Genomic DNA, 13,513 nt, shown 5'->3' on the forward strand with positions numbered 1-13,513 from the left:
CCTGTGGGACGCGACGGCGGCGATATGCGGCAAGCTAGAGGCATATGTCGGCAACCGGGGTTTCGATGCACTTCGTCCGGGCCGCCGTCGAGTCCACCGAGAGGGCCGGGCTCGACGTTCGCCGGGCGATGCGGGAGCAGGCGCTGTGGCCGCTCGCGCCACGGGCGTCCGCCACGCATGTCAGTTGCGAGCGGGCCGTCGAAGCGCTGCGCGTCCTTTGGCGGCTCACCGGCGACGAACTCCTCCGGCTCGGCCCCCGGCCGGTCCCGCTCGGCACCTTCCGCATGATCTCCCTCGGGCTGATCCACGTTCCGGACCTGCGGGCCGCGCTCGAACGCCTCGCGGACTTCGCGTCGATCACCACCGGCTACTCCCGCAGCCGTTTCGTCACGGACGGCTCAGCCGGCCGGATCGAACTCGCCGCCGACCCGGCGACGCCGGCCGTACCGCCGCTCGCCGCCGAGATCATGCTCGCCCAGATCCATCGGTTCGCGGCCTGGCTCACCGGCCGCCGGATTCCGCTCTCCCGGCTGGAGCTGCCGTTCCCCGAACCCGGCTACAGCGCCGAGTATCCGGCGATCTTCGGAATGGCGCCGTCCTTCGGCGCGCCGGTGGCGTCCATCGGGTTCGAGGCCCGTCACCTCGCCGTCCCGGTCATCCGCGCCGAACCGGACCTGCTGCACTACATCGACCGGTCGCCGGCCGACCTGATCTACCGCCGCGACTACGGCACGACCACCGCCGACCAGGTGCGCAACGCCGTGGAACGGTACGGGCCGGGCAACCGGGCCCGCGCCGAGGACGTCGCCGCCAGGCTGTCGATCAGCGTCCAGCACATGCGCCGCCTGCTGCGCCGGGAAGGGACCTCCTTCCACCGGATCCGCGACGAGGTGCTGCGCGACATCGCGGTCGCCGGACTCCGGGACGGCGGCGAGTCGGTCGAGGAGATCTCGCGCCGGCTCGGGTTCTCCGAGCCCAGCGCGTTCCGGCGGGCCTTCACCCGCTGGGTCGGCAGCCCGCCGGGCCGGTACCGCGACGAACACGCCCAGGCGGTCAGGGCATGACCCGCGCCCGGCGGAACGACAGGCCGATCCCGGCGAGCGTGCCCGCCAGGCACATCCAGGCGAAGAGGTCGCCGGCGTTCCCGTACCCGGTGACGGTTCCGCGCGTCGGCACGTCGGAGAACACCACATGCCGGTCTCCGCTCGCGTGGTCGTGGGCGGCGAGCGTCCGGCCCTGCGGGTCGAAGGCCCCCGACACGCCGAACTCGGCCTGCCTGATCATCGAGTACCCGTTCTCGACCGCCCGCAGGAGGGCCTTCTGGCTGTGCACCGGACCGATCTCCGCCCAGTCGCGGGCCGGCACGAGCATGATGTCGGCGCTCACCCGGGCCAGCGCGGGGAAGTCGGCGTCGAAGCAGGTCACCGTGGCCAGCCGCCCGTACGGCGTGCGCACCACCGGCACCACGCCGGGCCCCGGCGGATACGCCTCAAGGCCGGGGATGGGGTGACTCTTGTCGTATGTCCACAACCGGGTGCCGGAAGGGTCGAACAGGTAGGTGCGGTTGGCCGCGTACGGCGGTCGCGGCAGGAAGACGTACGCGGCGGCCTGGAGGTAGATCCGCCGCTCCCTGGCGAGGGCGGCGACCTGGTCCAGGTAGGCCCGCTCACCGGCGGCCGGTACGTTCGCCGCCTGCTCGGACCACACCACGATCTTGGCGCCCGCCTCGGCGGCCTCCCGGGTCCGGGTCAGCAGGTTGGCGTTGACCTGGCCGAACGCCGCGCGCACCCTGGTCTGGTCCAGCCGGGCCACCGACTCCCCGGAGAAATTCTCGCCGATCACGGCGCGCAGCGCGCGGGCGGCCGAGGTGTCCGGGCTGACGCCCGCGACCCGCACGCTCTCCCCCGCGGGCGGGAACAACACGAGCCGGCCACCGCCCACGAGCAGCAGGAGGACCATCACGGCCGCGTAGGACGCCACCGCGGCCCGTGCCCGGCGCAGCGCCCCGGCGTCGGCCCAGACGCGATCCTCCCAGAGCCGGTTGAGCACGGTGGCCGACCAGCCGATCAGGAACCCCATGCCGTAGGGGCCGGTCACCGCCACGATCTGGAGCAGCGCCAGGGTGTCGTGCTGCGTCGCGGCCGAGACCCCGAAGGCGGTGCCGAAGGGGCTGACGATCGTCATCAGGAACTGGCAGGCCGCCATCGCCGCCGGGAACAGCAGCAGCGCCGTGACCTTGCCCGCCCTCGGTGTGACCAGCCGGTCGGCGGCATAGGGCAGGACGGTCATGGTGCCCAGGCCGATCACGCCCAGCACGGTGATCGGCGTCATCGGCACGGCGGTCTCGACCATCCAGAAGACGCCCGCCACTGCGGACGCCGCCCACACCGCGGCCGGTCCGGTGAAGGCCGGGCCGGTCCGCACGTACCGCAGCAGGAAGACCGGCGACAGCCAGGCCGCCACCGCGAGGTCGAACCGGCCGTGTACGGCCATCAGCCCCAGCACGGCCCCGGCCACCAGCCACACCCACCGCCGGCGCACGCGCGCCGTGGCCGGTGCGGCCGGCGCCGTCGGCGTGCCGGCCGCGCTTCGGGCATCGGCCCGTTCCATGGACACAACGTCACCCCTCCGGTCGGGAAACCCATCGCGGCTCGACGTTATGAGCGGAGGGCGTCGCGGGGCTGTGACCCTGGCTCGCACGTCCCATGACCGAAACGCGCAGCCCGCGGGCGGGCCCCTCCGTACCGGCCCGGAAAGTTGACGCGGCCACCCCGCTGTGAGATCCTGATCCCGGCACCGAGGTTGACATTAGTAGTAAGTCTAGACATTCGTTTGCCTTTTGCGGTACGCTGCCCTTTCGCGCCGCTTTTCGACGCCCCGGCTTTCCGGGGCGTTTGGCGTGCGCGCAGTTCGATTCCATCCGTGCCCTCCGGAAGGACATCTATTGGCAGCCCCGCGCAACGCCCCCGCCATACCCGCCGGTCCCCGTCGCATCTCCTTTTCGCGCATCCACGAGCCCCTTGAAGTCCCCGACCTCCTTGCCCTCCAGATCGAGTCGTTCGACTGGTTGCTCGGCAACGAGAAGTGGAAGGCCCGGGTCGAGGCGGCTCGCCAGGCCGGGCGCAAGGACGTTCCGGCCCAGTCCGGTCTCGAAGAGATCTTTGAAGAGATCAGTCCCATCGAGGACTTCTCCGGAACCATGTCCCTGTCGTTCCGCGATCACCGGTTCGAGCCGCCGAAGCACTCCGTCGATGAGTGCAAAGACAAGGACATGACCTACTCCACGCCGATGTTCGTCACGGCGGAGTTCATCAACAACACCACCGGTGAGATCAAGAGCCAGACGGTGTTCATGGGCGACTTCCCGCTCATGACGCCGAAAGGCACGTTCATCGTCAACGGCACCGAGCGTGTCGTGGTCTCGCAGTTGGTCCGTTCGCCGGGCGTCTACTTCGAGCGCACTGTCGACAAGATCTCGGACAAGGATCTGTACGGGTGCAAGGTCATCCCGTCGCGCGGCGCGTGGCTGGAGTTCGAGATCGACAAGCGTGACGCCGTGGGCGTGCGCATCGACCGTAAGCGCAAGCAGCCGGTGACGGTGCTGCTGAAGGCGCTCGGCTGGACGAACGACCGGATTTTGGAGCGGTTCGGTCAGTTCGAGTCGATGCGGGCGACCCTGGAGAAGGACCACACGGCCGGCCAGGACGACGCGTTGCTCGACATCTACCGCAAGCTGCGGCCGGGTGAGCCGCCGACCAAGGAGTCGGCGCAGACGCTTCTCGACAACCTCTATTTCAACCACAAGCGGTACGACCTGGCGAAGGTCGGCCGGTACAAGATCAACAAGAAGCTGGGCGTCGATGCCGAGATCACCCAGAACACGCTCACCGAGGACGACATCGTCTCGATGGTCGAGTACCTGGTCCGCCTGCACGCCGGTGAGACATCGATGCGCGAGCAGGTCGTGGAGGTCGACGACATCGACCACTTCGGCAACCGGCGGGTGCGCAACGTCGGCGAGCTGATCCAAAACCAGGTCCGGCTGGGTCTGGCCCGGATGGAGCGCGTGGTCCGCGAGCGGATGACCACCCAGGACGTCGAGGCGATCACGCCGCAGACCCTGATCAACATCCGCCCGGTCGTGGCGTCGATGAAGGAGTTCTTCGGCACCTCGCAGCTCTCGCAGTTCATGGACCAGATCAACCCGCTGGCCGGGCTGACCCACAAGCGGCGGCTGAACGCGCTGGGCCCCGGCGGGCTGTCCAGGGAGCGGGCGGGCATGGAGGTCCGTGACGTACACCCGTCCCACTACGGCCGGATGTGCCCGATCGAGACGCCGGAAGGCCCCAACATCGGCCTGATCGGCTACCTCGCGTGCTTCGGGCGGCTCAACCCCTTCGGCTTCATGGAGACCCCCTACCGCAAGGTGGTGGACGGCAAGGTCACCGAGCAGATCGACTACCTCGGGGCCGACGAGGAGGACCGCTACGTCATCGCGCAGGCGAACTCCGTGCTGACGGCGGACGGCGGCTTCGCCGAGAGCCGGGTGCTGGTCCGCACCAAGGGCGGCGAGTTCGAGCACGTCCGCTCGGCCGAGGTGGACTACATCGACGTGTCACCGCGCCAGATGGTGTCGGTGGCGACCGCGATGATCCCCTTCCTGGAGCACGACGACGCCAACCGGGCGTTGATGGGCGCGAACATGCAGCGCCAGTCGGTGCCGCTGCTGCGCAGCGAGGCGCCGCTGGTGGGCACCGGCATGGAGTACCGCGCGGCGACCGACACGGGCGATGTGATCATCGCCGAGAAGGCCGGCGTGGTCGAGGAGGTCTCCGCCGACTACGTGACCGTGATGAACGACGACGGCACCCACACGACGTACCGGGTGGCGAAGTTCCAGCGGTCCAACCAGGGCACCTCGTTCAACCAGAAGCCGGTCGTGGACGAGGGCGCGCGGGTCGAGATCGGCCAGGTCATCGCCGACGGGCCCTGTACCGACCAGGGTGAGATGGCGCTGGGCAAGAACCTCTTGGTGGCGTTCATGCCCTGGGAGGGTCACAACTACGAGGACGCGATCATCCTGTCCCAGCGGCTGGTCCAGGACGACGTGCTGTCCTCGATCCACATCGAGGAGCACGAGGTCGACGCCCGGGACACCAAGCTGGGCGCCGAGGAGATCACCAGGGACATCCCCAACGTCTCGGAAGAGACGCTTGCCGATCTGGACGAGCGCGGCATCATCCGGATCGGGGCCGAGGTCGTGCCGGGCGACATCCTGGTCGGCAAGGTGACACCGAAGGGTGAGACCGAGCTGACCCCGGAGGAGCGGCTGCTGCGCGCGATCTTCGGGGAGAAGGCCCGGGAGGTCCGCGACACCTCGCTGAAGGTGCCGCACGGCAAGCACGGCACGGTGATCGGGGTGCGGGTGTTCTCCCGTGAGGACGGTGACGATCTGCATCCGGGGGTCAACGAGCTGGTCCGGGTGCACGTGGCGCAGAAGCGTAAGATCACCGATGGTGACAAGCTGGCCGGCCGGCACGGCAACAAGGGCGTGATCTCCAAGATCCTGCCGGTGGAGGACATGCCGTTCCTGGAGGACGGCACGCCGGTGGACATCATCCTCAACCCGCTGGGCGTGCCCGGCCGGATGAACGTCGGCCAGGTGCTGGAGACCCATCTGGGGTGGATCGCCGCCCGCGGCTGGGACCTCAACGGCGTCGAGGAGGCGTGGGCCGAGCGGCTGCGCGACAAGGGCTTCGGCGAGGTCGAGCCGCGCACCAAGGTCGCCACTCCGGTCTTCGACGGCGCCCGCGAAGAGGAGATCATCGGGCTGCTCGGCAGCACCGCCCGCAACCGCGACGGTGACCGGATGGTCGAGCGGACCGGTAAGGCGCGGCTGTTCGACGGGCGTTCCGGCGAGCCGTTCCCGCAGCCGATCTCGGTCGGTTACATCTACATCCTGAAGCTGCTGCACCTGGTGGACGACAAGATCCACGCGCGTTCCACCGGCCCGTACTCGATGATCACCCAGCAGCCGCTGGGCGGTAAGGCGCAGTTCGGCGGGCAGCGGTTCGGTGAGATGGAGGTGTGGGCGCTGGAGGCCTACGGCGCGGCCTACGCGCTGCAGGAGCTGCTGACCATCAAGTCCGACGACGTGGCCGGCCGGGTGAAGGTCTATGAGGCGATCGTCAAGGGCGAGAACATCCCCGAGCCGGGCATCCCGGAATCCTTCAAGGTGCTGATCAAGGAAATGCAGTCGCTGTGCCTCAACGTCGAGGTGCTCTCCGCCGATGGTGGGTCCATCGAGTTGCGCGACACCGACGAAGACGTCTTCCGCGCGGCAGAGGAGCTGGGCATCGACCTGTCCCGGCGAGAGCCGAGCAGCGTCGAGGAGGTCTGACGGTCGCCGGGACCCGTGGCTGTGGGCCCGCGCCGGAGGAGAAGGCGGCCGCCTTCCGGCGCGGCCCGCGTGGGCGGTGCTGACATGTCGGGGGCGCCGATCGTGGGGGTCTCCCTGGCGCGCCGGAGCTGTGGCTCGACGGCGAGGTCAGGGCACGGATCGGCGGACCGTTCAGGAACGCGCCGTCATGGCAGGTGGCCGGAGAGGTAGCACCGGACCAGGTGCTTGCACTCGGCGATCAGGTCAGGATCTCCGCCGGGACGGACCCGGAAGGCGAGTTTCAGCACCACGTCCGCGGCCTCGACCGCGACCAGTAACGCGCGGTCGAGGTTCGGCCCCGGCGGAGCGCCCAGCCGTTCGATGGTGAGGGCGCGCAGCCGGTCGGCCACCACGGCGTTGTTCTCCAGCGCGGCGTCGAGCATCCGCTCGGTACCGCGCAGTACCGGGCCGCCCGGGGCGGTGAGCACCTCGCCGAAGTCGACGACGGAGAAGCCGGGGGTGCTCCTTTTCATCTCGACGAATTCGTCGATGGCCAGATCGGCCACGTCGGTCCAGTGGGAGAGGTCGGCGGTGGCGAGTTCGGCGGCGATCCGTTCGAGGAAGGCCTCTAGATTTCGCAGGGCAAGGGCTCTGACCAGCCCTTGTTTGTCGGGAAAGAACTGGTAGAAAGTACCGATCGGCACGCCCGCGCGCCGGGCGACCTCCTTGGTGGTGAGCGCGTCGTAGCCGTGTTCGTCGAGCAGGCGCGCGCATTCGTCGAGCATTCGTTCCACGCGTTCGACACTGCGCCGTTGGGCCGGGCGGCGACGCAATGTTTCTCCGGAGACGTTCGTCATGGACCAATCATGTCTGTTGCGCGGAGTTCCGTGGCGGAAAGTGACCAACAATAGCCAGGAGGCCCCGCGGGCCACGACGCGACTAGAAGACGGAAACGTGCACGTGGTCCCAGTGATTGGCGGTGATGCCGCCGCGATCCGACATGGGCCGCCATCCGGCGCCCGTGCGCACATCGTAGTAGCGCTGCTTCCAGATGATGTACATGATGCCCAGTCGCGGGCCGTTCTTAATGCACCACTGGGCGAGGGCGTCGCCGCGTTCGCTGTCGATCTGCCCCGGCATGGTGCCCCGGCTCATCATGAAGTCACAGGCCCGGCCGCTGCCGTGTTCGCCGGGGTCGCCGGGGCGCAGGCAGCCGTAACCGTAGGGCATCGGGAACTCGGCGAGAATGGCGTTGCGGATCGACACCATGCGGGCGGTGAGGCCGTCGCCGCCCGACGGGGTCTGGAAACCGTATTTGGCCAGCAGCCGCTCGATCGACCTGCGTTTGCGCTTCAGCAGCTCGATCTCTTTCTTCAGGTCGTCGATCTTCTGGTCGGCCTGCTGCCGGGCCTTCTTGGAGTCGGCGATCAGCTCCTGGACCCGCCCCAGCTTGCGCGCCCGCTCGCTGGACAGGTGGGAGACCATGGCCGCGGGGCCGAGCACCGAGGAGACGTCACCGGCTCCGATGAGCTGGACCGCGTCCAGCGAGCCGCCCATGTAGGTGGTCTGCGCGATCTCGGTGACCTCGCGCTCCGCCCTGGCCAGCTCGCGTTTGAGGCCGCCCGCCCGGTCGTTGGCCTTCTTGGCCTGGACCCTGATCTCCTCAAGGTCCTGGATCTGGCCGCGGTACCGCTTGTTCAGCGAAGCGGCCTGCTGGGTGAGCTTTTTCAGCTCGGCCTGGGGTTTCGGTTTGGGGGCGACGGCGGCACCCGCGCCGGGGAAAGTGGTGGTGAGGATCAGGGCGGTGAGGACGGTCGCGAATGCGAAGGGACGGCGGCCTGATCTCACGCCACCCTCCCCTCGGAACGACTTCCGCGCAGACGCACCGAAACTATAGAAGGTGATCATTGGGCCTGCCACAAGAACGGGGGAACCAGCGCACCCTTTGAAGAGGTTTGGGGAAGTTTAGCGCTGTTTGTCCGAATTGAGGAGAGGCAAATTCGGTGCGGAATCAGTGACAGAGAGGTACGAACGCGGCGCGCGGAGCCTGTGACAGATCCGCGCGCCGCCGTACGGCACCCCGGCGAGCCCTGCCCAGCGCGCCCCCGCGACGCTGGGCCCGGACCCCCGGCCCCTCAAGGATCGCCCCGGCGGCCCGCGGAGGCGGCGCGGTCACCGTTCGGGGTTCGCCCGGAGGAGTCGTTCCGTACGCTGAAGGTAGACGTCCATAACGCCGAAAAGGTTCGGTGTTATTGATCGGTATTTCTACGGATACCGCCCTGAGCCTGGATCACCGTGATCGCCACCGTGTTGATGATCTCCTCCACGGTGGCGTTGCGTGGCAGGTCGTTCACCGGCTGCCGCAGTCCTTGCAGGATGGGGCCGATGACCAGGCCCCCCGCCGACCGCCGTACGGCCGTACAGGCGCTGTCCGCGCTGTCCAGGTCCGGGAAGACCAGCACGGTGGCCCGCCCGGCCACGGCCGACCCCGGCGCCTTCACGGCCGCGATCCGCTCGTCCACCGCCGCGTCGAAGTGGATCGGGCCCTCCACGGGCAGCCCCGGGGCGCGGGTCCGGACCAGTTCGGTCGCCCTGCGGACCTTGTCGGCGTCCGCGCCCGCCCCGTACGGCCCCGCCGAGTAGGACAGCATCGCGACCCTCGCCTCGATGCCGAAGCGCTCCGCGGTGACCGCCGAGGCGATGGCGATCTCCGCCAGCCGGGCGTCGTCGGGCTCGTCGTGCACCCCGCAGTCGCCGTACACGAGCACCTGGTGCGGCAGGCAGGCGAAGGAGACCGCGGAGACCGCGCGCGTGCCCGGCGCGGTCCTGATGATCTGGAAGGCGGCGGTCAGCGTGCCCGCGGTGGGGTGGGTGGCGCCGGTGACCATGCCGTGGACCATGCCCGCCTGCGTCATCATCGCGCCGAAGAAGACGGGGTCGGTCAGTACGTCCCTGGCCCTGCGGTGGCTCACCGACTTGTGGTCGCGCAGCATGCCGTACGTCTCGGCGAAGGTTTCCCGCAGCGGTGAGGTGACCGGGTCGATGACCCGTACCGCGTGCAGGTCCAGCCCGAGCACCCGGGCCCGCCGCCGGACGTCGTCCTTCTGGCCCAGCAGGGTCACCTCGGCGATGCCGCGCCGCACGATCGTGTCGGCGGCGGCCAGGACGCGCTCGTCGCAGCCCTCGGGCAGCACGATGTGCCGGCGCACGGCGGCGGCCCGCACCACCAGCCGGTGGGTGAACATCCGCGGGGTGACCCCGCCGTCGGGAACGAGGTCCATCCGGGCGGCGAGGGCCGAGGTGTCCACGTGCGCGGTGAAGTGCCCGAGCGCGGTCTCGACCTTGCGCGGGTTGTCCGGGGTGATCCGGCCGCGCAGGCCGGACAGCATCGCGGCGGCGGTGAAGCTGTCGGGGGGCGCGGACAGCACCGGGATCTCGGGCGCCAGGCGCGCGGTCAGGCCGCGCACGTTGGGCGGCGGCTTCTCACCGAGCGTGAGGACCACCCCGGCGGGCCGCGCGGTCCCGGCCGCCCCGGCGGCCAGCGCGCCGAGCAGTACGTCGGCCCGGTCGCCCGGCGAGATCACCAGCGCGCCCTCGCGCAGATGGTCCAGGAAGATCGGGAGGCTGGCGCCGCCGAACACGTACCCGAGGACGTCGCGCAGCAGGCCCTCGGCGTTGCCCTGCACCAGCGTGGCGCGGGTGGCCTCGGCGGCCTGCCGTACGGTGGGGGCGGCCAGGCGCGGGTGCTCCGGGATGACGTACCAGGGCACCGGCAGGTCGGCCGGGATGGACCCGGCGTAGGTGACCCGGTTGGCGATCATCGCGAGCACCCGGCAGCCGTGCCTGGCGAAGGACGCGTGCGCGGCCCGCAGCGCCGCGGCGATCTTCTCCGCCCGCATGCCGCCCGCCGCCACCACCGCGACCACCGGCGCGTCCAGCTCGGCCGCCAGTTCGGCGTCCAGGTCCGGCCGGTCCGGTACGGCCCGCTCCCCGCAGCCCAGCACCAGCATGGCGGCACAGCCCTCACCGGCCGTCCGCACGCCGTCGGCGAGCCGGGCGACCAGCTTCTCCTCCGGGACCTCCGCGGCCTCCTCCCGCGTCATCCCACGGGCATAGCCGGCGACCAGGTAGCGGCTGCGAAGCAGTTCCACGCCATGATCGTCGCCATCGCCCGCGCAGGCGATCGGCCGGCACACGGCGATCCGCTCCACGCGGTGCGACAGCAGTTCCATCAGCCCGAGCTCGACGAGGTCGCGCCCGGCCTTCGGGCCGACCCCCGCAACGTAGATGCTTCGCATCGGCACTCCCCCGGTGAACCCTGTGAGGATTGCCGCAGGGAAGTGGGGTGAACCGTCCGGGTTGTTCAAGCCTCGGTAAGAGTCGTCCGGATCCATCCGCCGATGCGCCGGATGAGCCCTGGGGTGGCGGCGGTCTCGGCGTGGCCGTACCCGGGTTCGATCCACAGCTCCTTCGGCTCGCGGGCGGCCCCGTAGAGCTGGTGGGCGTGCTCGATCGGGAAGAAGGCGTCCCGGTCGCCGTGCACCACGAGCAGCGGCGTGGGGCTGATCAGCGGGGCGGCCTCGTGCGGCGACAGCGGGATCGGGTCCCACGGGCCGCGGGCGATCCTGGTCCGCTTGGCGGTGCGGGCCAGGAACCGGCCGATCGGCCGCTCGATCACCCAGTGCACCCGCTGCATCGGCCGGGTGCCCCGGTAGTACCAGCGCGCGGGGCCGCTCACCGCGACCACCGCGTCCACGCCGCCGTGCAACCCCGCGTGCCGTACGGCGACCGCCGCGCCCATCGAGAACCCGACCACGGCGAGCCGCCGGTAGCCGATGCTCCTGGCGTGCCGGACGGCGGCGTCGAGATCCAGCACCTCCAGGTCGCCCACCGTGGAACTGCCGCCGGACCTGCCGTGCCCGCGGAAGTCGAAGCACACCACCCCGCCGAAGGCGCTGAACACGTGCGCGATGCGCCGCGCGGTGCCGTTCCGCCAGCCGCCGGTGAAGCCGTGCGCCAGCACGACGCCCAAGTCGGCCGCCGGCCGGGGGGTATCGTAGGGGGGTGTATGCGCGGCGTCGATCCGTACGCCGTCCTTGGTGCGGAGCATCGCGCGAAAGTGCGGGGCGAGCGGCATGGGGTCGAGTGTAGGAAGGCCCGCGTCGGCGCAGGTCGCCCGGGTGTGGGAGGACACACCGAAGAGGGCGTCAGGATCAACTAAAATAGTGCTGCCGCAAGGGTCCCGCGGCCGATTCCCGATACAGAGCGAGACTCCATCATGCCTATGCAGAGCCGCGACGACCTGCGGAACATAGCGATCATCGCGCATGTCGACCACGGCAAGACCACGCTGGTGGACGCCATGCTCTGGCAGTCCGGAGCGTTCCGGGCCAACCAGGACGTCGAAGACCGGGTCATGGACTCGGGCGACCTCGAACGCGAGAAGGGCATCACCATTCTCGCCAAGAACACCGCGGTACGACACGGTGACGTCACCATCAACATCATCGATACACCCGGCCACGCCGACTTCGGCGGCGAGGTCGAGCGCGGCCTTTCCATGGTCGACGGCGTGGTCCTGCTGGTCGACGCCTCCGAGGGGCCGCTGCCGCAGACCAGGTTCGTGCTGCGCAAGGCGCTGGCCGCCAAGCTGCCGGTCATCTTGTGCGTCAACAAGGTCGACCGTCCCGACGCCCGGATCGCGGAGGTCGTGGACGAGACCTACGAGCTGTTCCTCGACCTCGACGCGACCGAGGAGCAGATCGACTTCCCGATCGTCTACGCCTCGGCCAAGGCCGGGCGGGCCGGCATGGTACGCCCGGACGACGGCGGCATGCCCGACTCACCGGACCTGGAGCCGCTGTTCTCCACGATCATGGAGACCATCCCCGCGCCGGTCTACGACCCCGCCGCCCCGCTCCAGGCCCACGTCACCAACCTCGACGCCTCCAGCTACCTGGGCCGGATCGCGCTGTGCCGGGTCCACCACGGCACGATCAAGAAGGGCCAGCAGGTCGCCTGGTGCCGGACCGACGGCTCGGTGGAGAAGGTCAAGATCAGCGAGCTGCTGATGACCGAGGCACTGGAGCGCAAGCCCGCCGAGGAGGCGGGCCCCGGCGACATCATCGCCATCGCCGGCATTCCGGACATCATGATCGGCGAGACGCTGGCCGACCCCGACGACGCGCGCCCGCTGCCGCTGATCACGGTCGATGAGCCGGCCATCTCGATGACCATCGGCACCAACACCTCGCCGCTGGTCGGGCGGGTCAAGGGGGCCAAGGTCACCGCCCGCATGGTCAAGGACCGGCTGGCCCGCGAGCTGGTCGGCAACGTCTCGCTGCGGGTGCTGCCCACCGAGCGGCCCGACACCTGGGAGGTCCAGGGGCGCGGCGAGCTGGCGCTGGCCATCCTGGTCGAGCAGATGCGCCGCGAGGGCTATGAGCTGACGGTGGGCAAGCCGCAGGTGGTCACCCGGGTCATCGACGGCAAGGTGCACGAGCCGGTCGAGCGCCTGACGGTCGACTGCCCGGAGGAGTACCTCGGGGCGGTCACCCAGTTGCTGGCGGTCCGCAAGGGCCGGATGGAGCTGATGACCAACCACGGCACCGGGTGGATCAGGATGGAGTTCCTGGTGCCCGCCCGGGGGCTGATCGGCTTTCGTACCGAGTTCCTGACCGAGACCCGGGGGACCGGCCTGGTCCACCACGTCTTCGACGACTACGAGCCGTGGTTCGGCGAGCTGCGCACCCGCAACACCGGCTCGCTGGTGGCCGACCGGGCGGGGGCGGTGACGGCGTTCGCGATGCTCAACCTTCAGGAGCGGGGCTCGCTGTTCACCGGGCCCGGCACCGACGTCTACGAAGGCATGATCGTCGGCGAGAACTCCCGGGCCGACGACATGGACGTCAACATCACCAAGGAGAAGAAGCTCACCAACATGCGGGCCTCCACCTCGGAGGAGACCGAGAAGGTGATCCCGCCCCGGGCGCTCACGCTGGAGCAGGCGCTGGAGTTCATCCGCGATGACGAGTGCGTGGAGGTCACGCCGGAGAACGTGCGCATCCGCAAGGTGATCCTCGACGCGCCGACCCGCGGGCGCATGGCCGCCCGCGCCAAGCGCGGCGGGTGACG

8 protein-coding genes are annotated in these 13,513 nt (G+C 69.9%); 3 read left to right on the top strand and 5 right to left on the bottom strand.

Annotation, left to right across the window (positions count from 1 at the left end; translation table 11 throughout):
- Window positions 1–44: 44 nt before the first annotated feature.
- Window positions 45–1,064, top strand: coding sequence for an AraC family transcriptional regulator (locus ACH34R_RS13520; protein ID WP_397561724.1), 1,020 nt, complete (start codon window positions 45–47; stop codon window positions 1,062–1,064).
- Here ACH34R_RS13520 and ACH34R_RS13525 read toward each other — a convergent pair.
- A complete protein-coding gene (locus ACH34R_RS13525) occupies window positions 1,054–2,610 on the bottom strand; it encodes a nitrilase-related carbon-nitrogen hydrolase (protein WP_397561725.1) in 1,557 nt (518 codons plus the stop codon). The genes ACH34R_RS13520 and ACH34R_RS13525 overlap by 11 nt on opposite strands.
- 334 nt (window positions 2,611–2,944) lie before the next feature.
- On the opposite strand from ACH34R_RS13525, the gene rpoB reads away from it, so the two are divergent.
- The gene (rpoB, locus tag ACH34R_RS13530; RefSeq protein WP_397561726.1) at window positions 2,945–6,400 is read left to right on the top strand and encodes a DNA-directed RNA polymerase subunit beta; all 3,456 of its coding nucleotides are present in this window, start codon (window positions 2,945–2,947) and stop codon (window positions 6,398–6,400) included.
- Between the two features lie 185 nt (window positions 6,401–6,585).
- Here the strand turns inward: rpoB and ACH34R_RS13535 are convergent, their stop codons facing one another.
- From ACH34R_RS13535 to ACH34R_RS13550, 4 genes are all read right to left on the bottom strand, one after another.
- Entirely contained in the window at window positions 6,586–7,236 is a 651-nt protein-coding gene (locus ACH34R_RS13535; protein ID WP_111166956.1) for a TetR/AcrR family transcriptional regulator, read from the bottom strand.
- Between the two features lie 82 nt (window positions 7,237–7,318).
- Window positions 7,319–8,227 carry a coiled-coil domain-containing protein gene (locus ACH34R_RS13540; RefSeq protein ID WP_397561727.1) on the bottom strand — a complete coding sequence of 303 codons (909 nt, stop codon included), beginning with the start codon at window positions 8,225–8,227 and terminating at the stop codon, window positions 7,319–7,321.
- Between the two features lie 401 nt (window positions 8,228–8,628).
- Window positions 8,629–10,677 carry a phosphate acetyltransferase gene (gene pta, locus ACH34R_RS13545; RefSeq protein WP_397561728.1) on the bottom strand — a complete coding sequence of 683 codons (2,049 nt, stop codon included), beginning with the start codon at window positions 10,675–10,677 and terminating at the stop codon, window positions 8,629–8,631.
- A 65-nt stretch (window positions 10,678–10,742) separates the two neighbouring features.
- On the bottom strand, window positions 10,743–11,516 hold the full coding sequence (locus ACH34R_RS13550; RefSeq protein ID WP_397561729.1) for an alpha/beta hydrolase: 774 nt from the start codon (window positions 11,514–11,516) through the stop codon (window positions 10,743–10,745).
- A 141-nt stretch (window positions 11,517–11,657) separates the two neighbouring features.
- Between ACH34R_RS13550 and typA the strand changes: the two genes are divergently transcribed.
- Window positions 11,658–13,511, top strand: coding sequence for a translational GTPase TypA (gene typA / locus ACH34R_RS13555; protein ID WP_397561730.1), 1,854 nt, complete (start codon window positions 11,658–11,660; stop codon window positions 13,509–13,511).
- Window positions 13,512–13,513: the final 2 nt, after the last annotated feature.

Origin of the sequence: Spongiactinospora sp. 9N601, from assembly GCF_044326295.1 — a bacterium.
Taxonomy (GTDB): Bacteria; Actinomycetota; Actinomycetes; order Streptosporangiales; family Streptosporangiaceae; genus Spongiactinospora; species Spongiactinospora gelatinilytica.

What these genes read in the sequence shown, in the direction of transcription:
- ACH34R_RS13520 (WP_397561724.1), top strand. Translation starts at nt 45, where the DNA reads ATGTCGGCAACCGGGGTTTCGATGCACTTCGTCCGGGCCGCCGTCGAG.
- ACH34R_RS13525 (WP_397561725.1), bottom strand. Translation starts at nt 2,610, where the DNA reads ATGGAACGGGCCGATGCCCGAAGCGCGGCCGGCACGCCGACGGCGCCG.
- ACH34R_RS13535 (WP_111166956.1), bottom strand. Translation starts at nt 7,236, where the DNA reads ATGACGAACGTCTCCGGAGAAACATTGCGTCGCCGCCCGGCCCAACGG.
- pta (WP_397561728.1), bottom strand. Translation starts at nt 10,677, where the DNA reads ATGCGAAGCATCTACGTTGCGGGGGTCGGCCCGAAGGCCGGGCGCGAC.
- ACH34R_RS13550 (WP_397561729.1), bottom strand. Translation starts at nt 11,516, where the DNA reads ATGCCGCTCGCCCCGCACTTTCGCGCGATGCTCCGCACCAAGGACGGC.
- typA (WP_397561730.1), top strand. Translation starts at nt 11,658, where the DNA reads ATGCCTATGCAGAGCCGCGACGACCTGCGGAACATAGCGATCATCGCG.